This is a genomic window from Shewanella sp. GutCb (assembly GCF_002836135.1).
In the GTDB taxonomy this organism is placed as follows: Bacteria; Pseudomonadota; Gammaproteobacteria; order Enterobacterales; family Shewanellaceae; genus Shewanella.
Window position 1 is genome coordinate 203,910 of the sequence record NZ_PJBL01000026.1, and the last position, 17,968, is coordinate 221,877.

A 17,968-nucleotide genomic window follows, 5' to 3' on the forward strand; every position below is an offset into this window, starting at 1 on the left:
TATGAACCCGCTTGAAAATAAGACAAATATCACTGAGCCACTCGATACTCTCACGCTCCCCTTTGGTGGCAGCAGACTGATTGAAGCCAGCGCAGGTACGGGTAAGACCTACACGATTGCCGGCCTATATGTGCGGTTATTGCTCGGTCATGGTATTACGCATGCGCTCACTTGCGAGCAAATTCTGGTGGTCACCTTTACCAATGCCGCGACAGGTGAGCTAAGAGATCGTATACGTAAAAAGATCCAATTGGCTTATCGATGCTTTATTGGCTTAAGCGTTGATGATGTGCTTATCACTCAGCTATATGTTGCGACGCCTGATTGCGATAAAGCGATAGCTCGAAAACGGTTAGATTTGGCGCTCAAATCACTTGATGAAGCCGCGATCTATACTATTCATGGATTTTGCCAACGTATTTTGGCTGATATGGCGTTTGAATCTTCATTATTGTTTGAGTCCGAATTCACCTTAGATGATAGTGAATATTTACACCATGCCGTACGCGATTTTTGGCGAGAGAAATGCTATCCACTCGACGAAAGCCTCGCTGCCGTGATCCAAAAGAAGTTTGCCAGCCCAGATGAATTATCGCGCCAACTGAGGCCACTTCTCGGGGCAAGTAGTGCGATAGCCCACCCCTTGCCTGTGGCTTTTGAGAAGGTAGAAGCCAACTTATTACAAAGTTTAAGTCGCTTAAAACTCATTTGGCCAACGGAGCGAGCACAAACAGAAGCGCTACTTCATGCTCTGCCACTCAGCGGTGTTCGATTCGGTAAAAAGGCCGATGCTTATCCAAAACTCGCCGTGATGCTTGATGCCCTTGATAACTGGGTCGCCTTCGGTACAGGCTTACCACCACAAAAGGTGCTCGAAGCCCTTTCCCTTAATGGACTTAAATTAAATAAAGGCGGCGAGATCCCAAGTGCGCAGCAAGCCCCCGTGCTAGCCCATATTGAAAGGCTCGCAGGCCTTATTACCGACCTTATACCCAGTTTTCTCTTTAGCGCCAGAGAGGGGATCGCGAAACGTTTTGCACAACAAAAATCAGAGCGTAACCTACTGACCCCAGACGACCTATTGTTAACATTGGCGCGTGCATTAACCGCCTCGCAAGACCAGTTTCTTGCAACGTCAATTGCAAAACGTTTTCCCGTGGCTCTGATTGATGAATTTCAAGATACCGATCCATTGCAGTTTGATATATTCAGTCAAATCTATCAACCGTCGGCAGCGGTTAGCGCTCATCCTGTTACCCCTAGCGCCCTTGCAGCTGAAACGGTAACAACAGCGAATGGTCTTCAGTTAGCAGAGCCACAAGATAGCCTAAGTTTGCTGATGATTGGCGATCCAAAACAAGCAATCTATGCTTTTCGCGGCGCCGATATTCACACTTATATTCATGCCAGAGAACAAACTGAAAAGCACTATAACCTTGATACTAACTACCGCTCAAATAGACAGATGGTCGACGCCGTCAATTGTATTTTTGAGCATAGAGACGATCCTTTTATTAGCGCATCAATCCCCTTTGAGCCCGTAAAAGCCGCAAGCTTTGCAGACACTAAAGTGCTGCAAGAGTCTAAGACGGACAAGAGCGCATTAAGGCTCAGAATTTTAAGTGAAGATCCTGAAAAGGGATTAAATAAAACCACGGCAAGACAACTGCTTGCTAGCGACGTTGCCGATGAGATCACCCGCCTGCTGATTGAAGCCCAGCAAGGCTTATGTGCCATTGGTAAGGCCGCCTTAAAAGCGAAAGACATCGCCGTATTAGTGCGAGACCGACATGAAGCCAATGTGATAAAAAAAGCGCTCGAACAGCGACAAGTGGGCTCGGTATTCTTAAGCCGTGACAGCGTGTTTGACACTATTGAAGCCCGAGAAATGTTGCTTATATTATACGCCATGGCCGATCCTAAAGATGAGCGAGCGCTACGAAGCGCCCTTGCGACCTCTTTATTGGGCTATAGCGCGGAAGAGATCCATGGCTTTAACCAAGATGAAGATAAGCGCCAAGTGCTACTGGAGCAATTCGCAACGCTGCAGCAACAATGGCTTAAACGCGGCATCATGCCAGCACTGCTTAACCTTGCTGGCCAAGCAAAGCTTATCGAACGACTACTCTACAACAGTGAAGGTGAACGTCGCCTAACCGACTTTAGGCATCTTGGTGAACTGCTGCAGCAAAAAGCGACCGAGCTTGATGGCATGAGCGCGTTAATCAACTGGTTTGAACAGGCGTTAATCGGTAATCAACCCAATGAAGAGTCACAGCTAAAGCTCGCGAGTGAGCAAAACCTAGTGCAAATTGTCACCATCCATAAAAGTAAGGGACTTGAGTACCCGATCTGCTTTATTCCGTTTGTGAGCTTAAGTCGAGGTAGTAGTAAGAGGCCTGCGCCAATGCTCTATCACGAGCACAATAAACTGGTATGGGATATCGAACAATCGGATGAGGGTTGGGACAGACAAAAACGGGAAACCTTAGCCGAAGATCTACGCTTACTGTATGTTGCGCTCACAAGACCAGTACTTAAATGTTATTTGTACATCGCCAACCATAGTCGCTTAACAAAAAGCAAAGGCATGACCAGCCAGCTCAACGAAACTGCCATCGGTTATCTTCTCGGTATTGAGGATAAAATATGCGAGTACAGTGAGTTGCAAAGCAAAGCTCAGTTACTCGCTCAAAAAGACACGCTAGCCATTAGTTTGACTGAAATGACCGCGGCAGGTTCGACTCCTTTTGAAGAGGCGTATTTACAGCTTCCAAGCAACACTGACGTGCAAGTAGAACTTGCGCCAAAGGTGCTTAAACGTCCACTGCAAACACCTTGGCGCGTTGGAAGTTACTCAGGACTGGTTAAACACCTTGCCCATGAGAAAGTGCTCCCTGGCGCCGATGATGAACAGTTTCCCGAGGTCGACATCATCATTGATGAGGTTGATACTGAAGCCTCTCGTTTCAGTTTTGAGCGCGGCGCTAATGCAGGTAGCTTTATGCATTTAGTACTGGAGCTGATTGATTTCACCCAAGCAAGTTCAGGTTTAGATGAACAGTTACCCAATGCCATGAGTAAGTATGGTATTGATGAGCAATGGACTGAGGTGTTAAAAGACTGGTATATGGATCTCCTCCATGCGCCTCTGGCAACCGATGATTCATTATCTCTTGCGCAGCTAACAAACCAGCAAAAATTAGTTGAGATGGAGTTTTACCTGCCTATAACCCAGCTCAATGCCAATAAACTGAACCAGTTACTTATCGACTTTGGTTATAGCGGTGGCCTAGTATTCGATGATTTACAAGGCATGCTCAAGGGCTTTATCGATTTAACCTTTGAGCATAATCAGCAGTATTTTATTGCAGATTATAAATCTAATCATTTGGGTGATAGCCTCAATGTTTACCACTACAACAATATGAAACAAGCTATTCGTAGCCATCGATACGATCTGCAGTACATCATCTATACCTTAGCCTTACACCGATATTTAGGACTCAGAATGACCCACTATGATTACGACCAACATATTGGCGGTTGTTTTTATCTGTTCTTAAGAGGGATGTCAGTGAGTGAGCCTCAATCCGGTGTATTTTATGACAAACCACCCAAAGAGCTGATTGAAAAGCTTGATGTGTTATTTGGCAAGACTCAACGGCAATCAATACCTGTGGAGGATAACTAATGTTGACCACTTCACGTCCAATAGAAACCTTATTAAAAGAGTGGCAAAGCGAGCGATTGTTAACCTCTCTTGATCGACATTTTGCGCTACAAATGGCGCAGCTACATCCAGATCCATCGCCACTTATTGTACTCATTTACGCCCTGCTGAGTCAGAACTTATCGAGTCAACATACCTGCTTACCACTGAGCCAGATTGACTTAGCTAACCCTGTAAAAGAGAAAAGCAGTCAATGTCAGATTAACATAAGTGTTGCAGAGTTAACGGAAGAGCTACTTCGCTGTGCTGCCGTCGGCACACCAGGAGACAGTGACTTAAAACCACTCATTTTAGACAGTGGTAATCTTTACTTGCAGCGTTATTACCACTTTGAGTGTGAAGTTGCCGAGCACTTAACTCGGCTGTCCCATACTCCCGCTTTCGATGACTCATCGGATCAAGCGCAGTTAACCCAGGCCAAGGCATTACTCGATGATCTCTTTCCACAAAATGGGCAAAGCTACGATTGGCAGAAAATATCGACTGCAACCGCATTAACCAAAAAACTCGCGGTTATCACTGGTGGCCCGGGTACAGGTAAAACAACCACAGTGACTAAGTTATTGTATTTGTTAACCTCACAACAAGAGCTTACCATCCGCCTTGTGGCCCCAACGGGTAAGGCCGCTGCGCGTTTAAGTGAATCGATTAAAGCCTCGAAACAGCGACTTGCGAATGAATTAAAACATTTACCTGCCGATGAATTGAAGTTAAACATGGGGCGTATTCCTGAGGGAGCTGCCACCCTGCATCGATTACTCGGTGTTATCCCAAACTCGCATCAATTTAGACACCATAAAGATAATCCTTTAAGGCTCGATCTACTGATTATCGATGAAGCTTCAATGGTTGATCTTCCGATGATGCATAAGTTGCTCACCGCCTTACCAGCAAACGCAAGCCTCATCCTCTTGGGCGATCAAGACCAATTAGCCTCCGTCGAGGCTGGCGCCGTGCTGGCTGATATCTGTAGTGGACTAAAAATGAAGTCAGCAGAGGGTAATACTGGCTGGCAGATGCGCTATTCACCGCCTCAAGCAGAGCGATTAAGTCATTTAACCGGTTACCCGTTGAATGACTTTATCAGCGCTGACCCACAAATTGGTGACAGCCTCTGTATGCTCATGCACAGCCATCGCTTTCAAGGTGATGCTGGCATTGGACAACTGGCGAATGCGGTCAATCAAGCGGACCTGCCGTGCATTGCCAAGGTATGGCAGACCGGTTATCAAGAGTTATTATGGATTGATCATAGTCATCTCAATAGTGCGAACAAGATGACCAATCAGGGTTTAGAGACGCTACTCGATCAATCTGTTACTCAATATGCTCCTTACCTTAATGCAATTGGCACACCGGGTGTGACAGCGGCACATATTATCGAAAACTTTAATCAATACCGAATATTGTGTGCCATGCGCGCAGGAGAATACGGCGTTGATGGTATTAATCAAAGTGTCACTCGCTGTCTTGCTGACAAAGATCTCATCAACCCAGAACAAGAGTTTTACGCTGGCAGGCCGGTGATTATTCAAAGCAATGATTATAATCTTGGACTGTTTAACGGCGATATAGGACTTATCTTGCCCGATGAAGCCAGTGATGCCAAACGATTGATGGCGCACTTTATTCAAGCTGATGGTGGATTATTAAAGGTGCTTCCCGCTCGCTTACCAAGCCATGAAACCTGCTTTGCAATGACGGTGCATAAGAGTCAAGGCAGTGAATTTAGCCATGTATCTTTAGTCTTGCCAATAAAGCCCAGTCTGGCGCAACAGCAACTGCTGTCTAAAGAGCTTGTCTATACGGCGATTACTCGTGCAAAGCATCACTTTACCTGCCTTGGCAGCCAACGTGTATTTGAGCAGGCCAGTTCGCGCTTAACCCAGCGAGCATCAGGGTTAGCACAGCGGCTTTGGCGCCCTGTGGATAACCGTGATACGGCTAATTTATTATAGAGAGGATAATTACGATCTTGTTTAGCCATCTTACAGGGCGCTTTTAGCCGAGGTATTTTGAAGTGGCTTGGATATAATACTGAGCCCCTAAGTAACCTTGAATACAAAAGCAGCAAATGGCAACAAAATCACCGCTAACAGTTGCATTAGCGAGTGATTCCGCCATAGTAAGTCTGCAAATTTTATCGAGTAACAAGTGGGGATTAAATGCTTACAACGAATGTTTTACTGCTATGTGGTGGCGGTGGTGATGAACATGCTATTTCACTATTATCTGCCAACTATTTTGAATCTTCGTTAGCAACATTGCCTCATTTTAATGTGCTTCGTGTTGAGCTAGATGCAAACGGTCATTATCGTACTTCAGCAGGCGAAAACTGTGAGCTCAATAACCGTCGACAGATCCGTTTTGAAAATGAGCAAAAAGCCCCTTGGCATGTCGATTATGCCATTCCTTGTATTCATGGCTTTCCAGGAGAAACCGGTGACATTCAATCATACTTTGAATTAATCAACCTTCCCTACTTTGGCTGTAAAGCTGAAGCGAGCCGCAACTGTTTTAATAAGATCACTGCTAAGATGTGGTTTAGTGCGTTAAATATCCCCAATACACCTTACTTGTTTTTAAGCGAGCTATCGGAATTAACAGTAGCTCAAGCCACAGAAGCACTAAAACAATGGGGCAGTATATTTGTTAAAGCTGCATCACAGGGATCATCTGTAGGTTGTTACCGTGTTGATGATATCGACGATGTAGAATCGACATTAGCGCAAGCCTTTCACTTCTCAGACTATGTGGTTGTAGAAAAAACCATTAACGCTAGAGAGCTAGAAGTCGCAGTATATGAAATTAACGGGAGCGTCGTTGCAACCGTGCCGGGTGAAGTGATCTGTTCGAATAATAGTTTCTATACCTTCGATGAAAAATATGCAGCTAACAGCCAAGCTCAAACTCACATCGTCGCAGATATTCCAAGCGATATTAGCGATTTGATCCGTAAATATGCCATCAGTGCCTTCAAGGGCATGAAGCTTAGACATTTATCTCGAATAGATTTTTTCTTAACTGATGAGGGTGAAATACTATTAAATGAGATCAACACCTTCCCAGGCCTAACGCCCATTTCTATGTTTCCCAAGATGCTGCAAAATCACGGACATAGCTTCCCTGCTTTTCTGTCGAGCAACATTGGGGTCATTAACTCATAGATTCTAGGGGCTGTTGTACTTGAGCAGAACAATTGCATTAAGTATTTGAACCATACAGAGCGTCTCAGACGTTTAAAGCAAATGGCAAAGCCCTTTAAGCTTGGTTGTGAGCTTAGGATATACGACTAAATGGCCTATTTTGTTCCATACAAAATAGGCCATTGCCTTCCTTCATGGAGGTCAAGTGCAGGAGGTACGAGTCCACAGATGGACGAAGGTAGAATAATGCAGGGGCAATTATCGAGAGTCATGCATGGAGCAATTGCCGAGGATGCCAGAGCCGAGAACAACGATTAGCTTCAATCCCCCATCTTGCCTACAGTGCTTTGAATTCCCGTTGAATGGTCAAACTTTTAATGCAACAGCTGTAACATATTCTTTGCTATACAATTTCTGCTATAAAAAAAGCCTGACTTAATCTAGTCAGGCTTTTTAATTTTTGCTTAGGTCAGCACAGAAATATCTGACCTTCGCATCCTATTATTGTGGTTTACTTGTCAGCAGTTTTGGACAGAATCCAAATAGAAGCAACAGCAACGACAGAAAAACCACCTATTATAATGACCGGCATGGCGCTGTAGCCGAGGACATGCCATATAACATTCTCTAATGTACTCATAATGGCTCCTTATTGCCAACCTTCAACTTTGTGCATATCTGGTAGATTATGGGCGATACCTTTATGACAATCCACACAGGTGTTCTCGCCACTGGCAAGTGCAGTAGAGTGCTGCCTTGCACTGCGAGGACTTTGCTCAGAGAAATCCATAAATTCAAAGTTATGACAGTTACGACACTCTAAAGAGTCGTTCTTCTTCATTCTTGCCCACTCTCTTTCGGCTAAATGAGCTCGACGCTCTTTGAACTTCTCAGGTGTGTTAATGGTTTCAGTGACAAAATAAGCAAACAGCTCTTTAGAAGCCTGAACCTTACGTACTATTTTATCCGTCCACGCATGGGGTACGTGACAATCTGAACAGATAGCACGCACACCAGAGCGGTTAGCGTAGTGAATAGTTTCTTTAATTTCTGCCACAATTGGCGCATGACATCCAGAACAAAACTCTTCAGTGTTTGTCGCTTCCATACCCGTGTTAAATGCACCCCAGAACATGAGTCCACCAGCAAAGCCCATAAATAGAACGATACCTACAGCAGCTTTACTAGGCCGCCTCAATATGCCCCAGAAGCCTTTTAAGGCGTTAATAATCCATTTCATATTATTACCTGCCTATTTTGTTATTGCAGTGATTTAACACGTTCGAAGGAGTTACCCACTAACGGTTTCGCATCTGCTTGTGTCACGTGGCACTGCAAGCAAAAATATCGTCTAGGAGAAACATCAGCTAATACTTCATCGTTTCGATTGACAAAATGAGTCACACTGATTTTAGTGGCTCCCATCTGCTTGGCTTTTGTCCAGCTATGGCATGACAAACACTTGTTAGCATTCAATGAGATTTCATAATGTCGAATGTGATGTGGGATCAATGGAGGCTGAAACACATAACTGCTTTCAATATCCACCTGATCTCGCGGCACTTTCTTCAAAGGATCTGCGGGTCTTGTGGTTTCTAACTCAGTATCGCCGCGTAGCGATTCAACGCCACCGATCCCTCTGTCCAGACCGACACCCTGTTCCTCACTAAAAGCAAAACCACTGATCAGAGTTAAGGTAATACTCAATGTTAATAAAATTGATTTTTTCATCATAACCCTGCCTTATACTATTTTCGTGATTTTAACAGGACACTTTTTATAGTCTGTCTGTTTTGATAGTGGATCGGTTGCATCTAAAATCAATTTATTAATTAAGATACGAGCATCGAAGAATGGCACAAATACCAAGCCTTTTGGTGGACGGTTACGTCCGCGAGTCTCGACACGTACGCGAATATCACCACGTTTGTTACTCATTAGCACTTCATCACCACGGCGTACACCATGAGACTTTGCATCATCTGGATGCATGTAACAAAGCCCATCTGGGACGGCCTTATAAAGTTCAGGTACACGACGTGTCATAGTTCCTGTATGCCAATGCTCTAGTACACGACCAGTACACAGCCACAGGTTATACTCCTCATCTGGAGACTCTGGTGGTGCCTCGTAAGGTGCCGATATGATCCATGCTTTACCGTCTGGCTTACCATAGAACTCAAAACCTTTACCTTTGCCTACATAAGGGTCTGACCCCTCTCTAAAGCGCCACTTGGTCTCTTTACCGTCCACAACAGGCCAACGCAGACCGCGCTCTTGATGGTAGCGATCGTACGGTGCTAAATCGTGACCATGGCCACGTCCGAAGCTTGCATACTCTTCAAATAGGCCTTTCTGGATGTAGTAACCTTGGTCTTGTGCATCATCATTAAGCTCCTGCGCTTCTGATAATGGATATTTATTCACTTGGCCATTTTCAAATAGCACTTCATACATGTTTTTACCACGTACTTCTGGCATCTGGGCGATTAGCTCTTCGCTCCACACTTCTTCAATTTTGAAGCGTTTTGAAAACTCCAGTAGCTGCCATAGGTCAGACTTAGAGTCACCCGGCGCTTTCACTTGTTGATACCAAACCTGAGTACGACGCTCAGCATTACCATAAGCACCCTCTTTTTCTACCCACATAGACGTCGGTAAAATAAGGTCAGCAGCTTGCGCTGTCGCCGTTGGGTATGGGTCTGAACAAACAATAAAGTTTTCTGGATTACGGTAGCCTGGTAAGCGCTCTTGATTGATGTTTGGACCAGCCTGCATGTTGTTGTTACACATGGTCCAATACGCATTAAGCACACCGTCATTCAATTTACGATCTTGCTGTACTGCATGGAAACCCGGCTTCGGTGGAATAGTACCTTGAGGAATTTTCCATAAATGCTCAGCACGTTTACGGTGCTCAGGGTTCGCTACGACCATGTCTGCAGGTAAACGATGGGAGAAAGTACCGACTTCACGCGCTGTACCACACGCTGACGGTTGACCCGTTAGTGAGAATGGCCCATTACCTGGAGTGGATATTTTACCCACTAATAGATGGATGTTATAGACCAGCGAGTTCATCCAAACACCACGAGTATGTTGGTTCATACCCATAGTCCAAAGAGACATCACCTTAATCTTAGGGTCGGCAAACTGCTTAGCAAGCGTAACCAGTTGTTCTTCATTTAGGCCCGTCATCTCAACCGCTTTTTCAAGCGTATATGGTGCTACCGACTTTTTGTACTCTTCAAAATCAATTGAGTACATCTTACCGACATTCGGGTTAGCAGCTGCTTGCTGTAGAGGATGCTCATCCCTTAAACCATAACCAATATCTGTGGTTGCTTGCTTGAAATGGGTATGCTTACTTACAAAATCCCAATTTACAGCATCATTTTCAATGATGTAATTAGCAATAAAGTTTGCAATAACAAGGTCGGTTTGTGGCTTAAAAATGTAACCTTTATCAGCGAGTTCGAACGAACGGTGATAATAGGTAGATAATACATTCACTTTAACATGTGGAAAGCTCAAGCGACGGTCAGTGATGCGGCTCCATAAAATGGGGTGCATCTCTGCCATATTAGAACCCCAAAGCACAAACGCATCTGCTTCTTCGAAGTCATCATAACAACCCATTGGCTCATCAATACCAAAGCTTCGCATAAAGCCACCAACAGCAGAGGCCATACAGTGACGTGCATTAGGGTCGATATTATTAGAACGGAAACCTGCTTTCATCATTTTTGAAGCAGCATATCCTTCCATAACGGTCCACTGACCAGAACCAAACATACCCACACTGGTTGGGCCCTTTGCTTTTAACGCAGACTTCCATTTCTCAGCCATGATATCAAAGGCTTGATCCCAGCTAACAGGTGCGAAGTCGCCGTCTTTATCAAATTTACCATCGGTTTGGCGCAGTAATGGCTGAGTTAAACGATCTGAACCGTACATGATTTTTGATAAGAAGTAGCCTTTAATACAGTTAAGGCCTTTATTGACTGGTGATTCTGGATCGCCCTGAGTCGCGACGACTTTACCTTCCTGAGTACCAACAAGCACTGAACAACCAGTGCCACAGAAGCGACATGGGGCTTTGTCCCAATGGATCTTTGACTCGTCACTTGTTGCGATTAAATTTGTTGCTGTGGCTGGAAGAGTAATACCAGCAAGCGCAGCAGCTGACGTTGCTGCATTGGCTTTGATAAACTCACGTCTAGTCATTTTCATACTTGTTCCTCGCTAACACACTCTTTATTATAAGGGGGTAAATTGGTGGAGTCGGGATCACTATCTATTTGGTGATAGACCATGGTTGCGCCAAGCACACCGGGCATATTATTAATTTTTTCAATGATGTCGCTAATAAAACCTTCTTTTTGTGTTTCTAACACTACGACGATTTTACCAACGTCATTGACACCATAAATTTCGGCTTCTTCAAAATCTTCTATCAGCTTTTTCGTTGTATTTAAGTGCTCAGGGCTAACTTGTACAAGTAAGCTTGAGATATGTACCTCAGGTAACGACATGGGTGCGTTCCTTATCTATCTGAGTAATAAAGCTGAAATGATATTATCTGGTTAACTTCATTAAGCTAACCCTCATCCATTACAGTCGTGTCTTGCTATTGTTTCTTCGTCATGTTGTCTATTTAAAAAATACATCGGTATTGGACACTACTCGCTAACTATGCACTGAATGTTATTTTGTATTTATGCTTTCCCAGCGATCATTAGCAATGGTTGGTAGGTTGCTGCAATAAAATTTTGTGCGGTTAAATACCAATAACGAACAACTTAAACAACGATAATCAAAAACAGAATGACAGTCTTATTTGAGCGTGAATTAACACGCATTTAACTTAGTGCAGATAATAACAGCTCTCCATATAGTTGTTACATACCTACTATTGGTAAAGCCAACCGCAGGTTGATCTAGATCATCCTTTTTTCATGAAAAACTACTAGATCACCCTTCCTAATCAACTGGGTAGATTAAGATTTAAGTAAAATAGCCCTTAAGCTATTAAGGACACTCTAAACAATGGGTTATGGGTGGATAAATATCAATCAGTAAATGCTATTTTTTAAACAAAATATACACAAAGAGGTACTACATATTTTCGACGGGGTAGCATTTGAAATTTAAAAAGTATCGCTTATGTCTCGAGTTTGTAAAAAACAATACATAATTCTTCCCTGCCCAACCAATTTTAATCGCCATTATTATCTGCTAGATGATGAGGTATACAGTGTATTTATTTTACACAAAGTATATAACCTCATCGTAAATTAGCATCATTAATTGGTTAGGTTATCGATAGTCAATACAGTAAATAACGAGAAATGGATCAAACTAGTAATGAGTAGTGAGAAAAAGAGAGGCTGTACGTTGAATTACTTTCTAACTGATAGACACAAAAACGCACGGCATAAGCCGTGCGTTTTTATCATTACGCTGATAATGACGAGGATTAAACTTGTGAGATTTGGTTCAAAATACGTTTTTCAGATATTGGATATGCGGTGCCCAATGTCTGCGCAAAACAAGACACTCGATACTCTTCTATCATCCAACGAGCTTCTACCAGCACATCAGGAACTGGCATCGACTTAGGCAGTTTAACCAGCTGTCCTTTTAGCAGTTCCTGCACTTTATTTATGCTGTGCATGTGTAAACGGTCGCGGTTCGGGTCAACCGGTAGTTTCTCTAGTCGATTCTCAATGCCTTTCAAATATCGAATGATATCACTCAGTCGATTCCATCCACACTGTTGCACAAAACCTTTAAAAACTAATTGCTCTAGTTGGCTTTGAATATCACTCATCGCAAATGCCATATCCAAGCTGATTTTGCCTTTCAGGCGTTTCTTGATACGATTATAAATGGTCAATACTTCTTCAACTTTAAGCGCTAACTTTTCAGCCGTTGGATTCAATTCTTGCCTGACTAAGTCCCTAGATTTTTCAAATTGGGATTCAGAACGAATGTCGAATCCTTCTTCATCGATAAGCTGTTGTACTGCCGCGGATAAAATATCATCAATAAGGATCTGCACCTGACCAAATGGGTTGAAGTACATCGCCAATTTAGCTTTATTGGGCAAGGATTTTTGTAAGTGCTTTACCGGTGATGGAATATTGATCAGCAGCAAGCGTTGCAAGCCTATTCGATGCTGTTTCTGTGCTTCAAATTCATCATCAAATAGTTTGATCGAAACGCTGGTTTTATCGTCCACCAGCGCAGGAAACGCTTTAACTTCAAAGTTGCCTTTTTTCTGTTCAAACAGTTTAGGCAAATCACCAAACGTCCAGCTCTCTAGCCCCTTTTGCTCAATCCCCGAGTCAGCGACTTCACGAATAGCTTGAACGACTTGTCCTTGCATACTCGCTTTCAAGGGCTCCAAAATACGCCCCTGGGTTAATAGCTTTCCTTTATCACCTTCAACTTGAAAGTTGACCAATAAATGCTGTGCTAACTGAGTATCATCAAAATCCTCTGGAGAAACCCGCACGCCGCTCATTCTCAGCAACTGTTTACACATGGCATCAATAAGAGGTAATTCAAATGGCGTAATAGCTTGTATGCACGCTTTTGCGTAATCAGGTGCTGGAACAAAGTTTCTACGCAGTGTTTTAGGCAAAGACTTAATCAGCGCGATACATTTCTCTTCGCGAAGTCCTGGTACTATCCAATCAAAATCGATGTCATCGACCTGATTAATCAATGCCACAGGAATATGCACAGAGACGCCATCATCAGCCGCCGATGGCTCAAAATGGTAACTGACATTAAGGGTTAAATTCCCTTTATGCCATTTATCTGGGAAGTCCAGCATTGATACGTGATCGCTACTGCGCTGCATTAACGCTTCGCGTTCAAAATCAAGTAGATCGGGATTTTGTTGCTTGGCTTTTTTCCACCACTTTATAAATGTCGGCTCGTTATAAATATCAGCCGGAATTTTAGGCTCGTAGAAATGAAATAACGCTTGCTCATCGACTAAAATATCGCGACGACGTGATTTGTGTTCAAGCGATTCAATGTCTAGCAATAACTTTTGGTTACTGATAAAAAAGGCTTCGTTGGTTCTTAGCTCGCCTTCAGCAAGTGCTGAACGAATAAAGATATCACGGGCTTCGACCGGCTCAATGGGTCCATATTGAACTTTACGGCGATTCACAATTTGTAAGCCATAAAGTACTTGGTTTTCTAGTGCAACAACAGAGCCCTGTTTAGCTTCAAAGTGGGGCTCGATGTAGCTTTTTTTCACTAAATGTTCTGCAAGCGGTTCTATCCATTCAGGCTGGATCTTAGCGCAGCAACGAGCGAATAAGCGTGATGTTTCAGTTAGCTCTGCAGCCATCAGCCATTTAGGGCCTTTTTTGGCCAGAGGAGAGCCAGGAAACACAAAGAACTTACTGTTTCGAGCACCCAGGTATTCTCTATCTTTATCTTTGAAACCAATGTGGCTTAATAAACCGGTTAACAAAGACTTGTGTAGCAGTTCATAATTGATTTCAGCGCTGGTGTCATTGAGCTTCCACTTAAGCTCATGGGTCGCTTGCCTCAACTGTGCATAGAGGTCTTGCCACTCCCGCACACGCAAGTAGGCTAAAAACTCCCCCTTACACTGCTTTCTAAATTGGCTACTCGAGAGTTCTCTTTGGCTTTGCTTTAAAAAATCCCATAAGTTTAAAAAAGAGACAAAGTCAGAATCGGGGTCACTGAAGCGATTATGCGCTTGATCTGCAGCTTGTTTTTTATCCATAGGACGTTCGCGTGGATCTTGAATAGACAAGGCCGAAGCAATCACTAGCGATTCATGTAAGCAACCATTTTTCTGTGCCTGGATCACCATCCGCGCAAGACGTGGGTCAACCGGAATATGGGCCAGCTGTCTACCCAATGATGTTAGGGTTAACAGACCTTTCTTCAGACTCACGGCTTGTAGTTCTTCGAGCAGCATAAAGCCGTCACGAATATAGCGTTCATCAGGTGGCTGAATAAAGGGAAAGCCTTCGATATCTCCCAGTCCAATCGCCAACATTTTTAAGATCACTGAGGCCAGATTAGTGCGTAAAATCTCTGGGTCGGTAAACTCGGGGCGAGAGGTAAAGTCTTCCTCACTATAAAGCCGAATACAGATCCCTGGTGCGACGCGGCCACAACGCCCTTGACGTTGGTTGGCGCTTGCCTGAGAAATAGGCTCAATCGGTAACCGCTGCACTTTAGTGCGGTAGCTATAACGACTCATTCGCGCTGTACCGGGATCAATCACATACCGTATACCGGGCACGGTCAGCGAGGTCTCAGCCACGTTAGTCGCCAATACTATCCGTCGGCCAACATGGCTCTTAAATACTTTGGTTTGTTCACCATATGACAGTCTGGCATACAAAGGCAGAATTTCTGTATCGCGGTATTGGCGGCGGTTAAGCTGGTCTGCAACATCTCGAATTTCGCGCTCGCCATTCATAAAGATAAGAATGTCACCAAGACCTTCATTGATCAGCTCATCGGTCGCGGCAAAAATACCTTCCATGAGGTCAAAATCTTCCGCATTGTCTTTAACCAGCGAGCTGTAGCGCGTTTCAACCGGATAGGTTCGACCCGATACCTCTATCACGGGCGCACCATTGAAGTGTTGCGAAAAGCGCTCAACGTCAATGGTTGCTGAGGTAATAATCACTTTTAGATCGGGACGTTTCTTTAGAACATTTTTAAGGTAACCCAAAATGAAATCGATATTAAGGCTACGCTCATGCGCTTCATCGATAATAATCGTGTCATATTGGTTAAGTAATTTATCTGACGTGAGTTCAGCCAGTAAAATACCGTCCGTCATTAACTTGATATAGGATTCTGGCTTTATCGCATCGGCGAAGCGGACTTTAAAGCCTACTGCCTCACCTAGTGGTGAATTCATCTCTTCCGCGATACGGGTGGCAACACTGCGCGCGGCAAGTCGACGTGGCTGCGTATGGCCTATTAAACCACGTGTGCCCAACCCCAGCTCTAAGCAAATTTTTGGCAACTGAGTGGTTTTACCAGAACCGGTTTCACCCGCAATAATGACCACTTGATTACCGGCAATCGCTGTAGCGATTTCATCGCGTTTTTGTGATATTGGTAAATTTTCTGGAAAGGTAATTTGTGGCCGATTAGCAAGACGAAGCTCTACTTTTTTGCGAGAGGCTAACGCGAGCTGCTCAAGAGAATCTAACGTTGCACTCTTCTTTTCAGAATCCGGCTCTTTACGAAGCCTAAACAAGCGACGCCTAATTTGGGCGGCGTCGGCTTCATAACAGTTTTTTAAAAATGCGTTAGATAGGTGATACTGTTGCGAACTCAAGTGCAAATTCCATAGCCAAAATCAAAGAGGTTGATCCTAACAAGGAACGCACTTCAGTGGTATAGCTGACATAAAAATACTTTGTGCTAAGCCGGAGTTAAATAACATTGTTGCATATAGGTATTTATCGCCGCTAAAACATTAGTGCGATTAATGGTACCTATCACTTTTCCATTATCAACCACGGGATAAACCTTAGGCTTTGGACCTAACATTTGTTCTGCTAACGCTAATACGCTGCTATTAGGCCCTACAGATAACACCTCAGTCCGCATGCAATCCTTAACGATGGCCGTTAAATCACAATGATAACTACTTTTAAGCATTACCGATAAACAGTCTTGCTGAGATAAAAAACCCACCAGTTTGCCGTCAACATCAACAACGGGCGCACCTAACTTTTTGTTCGCTAGTAATTTTTCTACCGCTGTTGCTATCGACATCGATGGTGTCAGCATTACCGGTTGGCGATCCATATGTTCTTTTACATTGATTGAATCCATTGCATTCCCCTATTCATTTGTTTCTAATTTAGTTTAGCTAATATTTAGCAATTAGGGAGTGGATTAAACCGATAGCGGTAACCGTAAAAGTCGATATGGTTAAATTTGCCGTTTTGCATTAGAACGCTAGCAATCAAAGAGGGGGCTTGTACAAAATTGAACAATGGGGAGAGTCACTTATACCCGTTTGACTTGTAAAAATGGCCACTGCGGTTATATCGGTTAGACTAAATATCTTCGTTAAATAACAATAATATACTGCCGCCACTTAACACACTGCCGATGTTAACCGTAACGCCTAAACCCACATTATCAACCCATGATGACAACCAAGGTGTATCAAGTACCCAGCCGGCACCCACTTCATAAAAATGATCCGTTCCTAAAGGGTCAACGGCATCACCGGATAGATCGATACGCTTGAACATGAATCGCAGTTCATTGCCGTTATCAAACAATTGCGGAAGATCATAATGAAAAATCAGTGCATTGCTAAAGCGACCCACTTTTGAAGACACTTCTTGTGATGCTGTATCTGTCAATAAAGTACGGCCAATAGCAAAACGGTAACGGCTGGTAAATTGCCAATGATGACCAAAAACAAAGTTGTCATAGCGAAACTCAATTGAGGGATCAATCATCAAAGCGCCATAAGAAGTATTCACTAAGCCGTTATCAAGTAAAGATTCAAATTGTTCTAATACGCTTCGGTACAGGAATTGATTCTCATACCAAATCGCTTGTGCTCCAATCCCTATTTGGGTTTTCCAATGATCAGTTAACGCGTATTGCCAACGCTGTTCAGCTTGAAATAGATAACTTTTCTCCGACAGCTGATCGATGTCATTCAATGGCTGAGAAAAATCTACCGTCTGATTTGAACCAATATAAGATAACTTGAAGTAAGTCGATGTTTGCCAATGAGGAGAAGCTTGTGTCACATCACCGTTCCACGGCAAAGAATATGTTTTAAGCTCGCGCCGTCGCTGAAGAGAACTTTGTGAACCCGTGTCTAAATCACCAAAATCAGCGAACGAACTAGGATCAAAATTAACGACGCCTAACGTAATCAAGCTTGCATCTGTTAACACTATCGAAGTCGCGATGTTTTCTCGAGTCACTCGACTGACCATATCATCTAAAGAGTCTATGGATGGCTCCGCACTGTTAACGCAAGCGCTATACAGTATGGCCAGACAGCAAACGACAATTAATAAGCGCATAT

The 17,968-nt window shown here is 43.7% G+C and carries 11 protein-coding genes; 3 read left to right on the top strand and 8 right to left on the bottom strand.

The annotated features are described in order from the left end of the window. Window position 1: 1 nt before the first annotated feature. The 3 genes from recB (at window position 2) to CXF86_RS16300 (ending at window position 6,900) form a co-directional block, all read left to right on the top strand. The gene (recB, locus tag CXF86_RS16290) at window positions 2–3,694 is read left to right on the top strand and encodes an exodeoxyribonuclease V subunit beta (protein ID WP_102039512.1); all 3,693 of its coding nucleotides are present in this window, start codon (window positions 2–4) and stop codon (window positions 3,692–3,694) included. Beyond that, a complete protein-coding gene (recD, locus tag CXF86_RS16295) occupies window positions 3,694–5,691 on the top strand; it encodes an exodeoxyribonuclease V subunit alpha (RefSeq protein ID WP_102039513.1) in 1,998 nt (665 codons plus the stop codon). Before recB ends, recD begins: the two co-directional genes overlap by 1 nt. Before the next feature lie 207 nt (window positions 5,692–5,898). Then, on the top strand, window positions 5,899–6,900 hold the full coding sequence (locus CXF86_RS16300) for a D-alanine--D-alanine ligase (protein ID WP_102039514.1): 1,002 nt from the start codon (window positions 5,899–5,901) through the stop codon (window positions 6,898–6,900). A gap of 490 nt (window positions 6,901–7,390) precedes the next feature. Here the strand turns inward: CXF86_RS16300 and CXF86_RS16305 are convergent, their stop codons facing one another. From CXF86_RS16305 to CXF86_RS16340, 8 genes are all read right to left on the bottom strand, one after another. After that, a complete protein-coding gene (locus tag CXF86_RS16305) occupies window positions 7,391–7,519 on the bottom strand; it encodes a TIGR02808 family protein (RefSeq protein ID WP_101090992.1) in 129 nt (42 codons plus the stop codon). 9 nt (window positions 7,520–7,528) lie between these two features. Then, window positions 7,529–8,119: a NapC/NirT family cytochrome c gene (locus tag CXF86_RS16310; protein ID WP_101090993.1), complete on the bottom strand. Its 591-nt coding sequence runs from the start codon at window positions 8,117–8,119 to the stop codon at window positions 7,529–7,531. Between the two features lie 20 nt (window positions 8,120–8,139). Then, window positions 8,140–8,613: a nitrate reductase cytochrome c-type subunit gene (locus CXF86_RS16315; RefSeq protein ID WP_102039515.1), complete on the bottom strand. Its 474-nt coding sequence runs from the start codon at window positions 8,611–8,613 to the stop codon at window positions 8,140–8,142. Window positions 8,614–8,622: 9 nt separating this feature from the next. Next, the gene (gene napA, locus CXF86_RS16320) at window positions 8,623–11,112 is read right to left on the bottom strand and encodes a nitrate reductase catalytic subunit NapA (protein WP_102039516.1); all 2,490 of its coding nucleotides are present in this window, start codon (window positions 11,110–11,112) and stop codon (window positions 8,623–8,625) included. Further along, window positions 11,109–11,414: a chaperone NapD gene (locus CXF86_RS16325; protein ID WP_101090996.1), complete on the bottom strand. Its 306-nt coding sequence runs from the start codon at window positions 11,412–11,414 to the stop codon at window positions 11,109–11,111. The genes napA and CXF86_RS16325 overlap by 4 nt, the downstream gene beginning before the upstream one ends. Window positions 11,415–12,358: 944 nt before the next feature. Further along, a complete protein-coding gene (gene hrpA / locus CXF86_RS16330) occupies window positions 12,359–16,240 on the bottom strand; it encodes an ATP-dependent RNA helicase HrpA (RefSeq protein WP_102039517.1) in 3,882 nt (1,293 codons plus the stop codon). Between the two features lie 86 nt (window positions 16,241–16,326). Continuing rightward, complete coding sequence (locus CXF86_RS16335; RefSeq protein WP_101090998.1) at window positions 16,327–16,743, bottom strand: CBS domain-containing protein; 417 nt, start codon at window positions 16,741–16,743, stop codon at window positions 16,327–16,329. Window positions 16,744–16,970: 227 nt separating this feature from the next. Further along, window positions 16,971–17,966, bottom strand: coding sequence for a Solitary outer membrane autotransporter beta-barrel domain (locus CXF86_RS16340; protein WP_102039518.1), 996 nt, complete (start codon window positions 17,964–17,966; stop codon window positions 16,971–16,973). Between the last annotated feature and the right edge of the window lie 2 nt (window positions 17,967–17,968).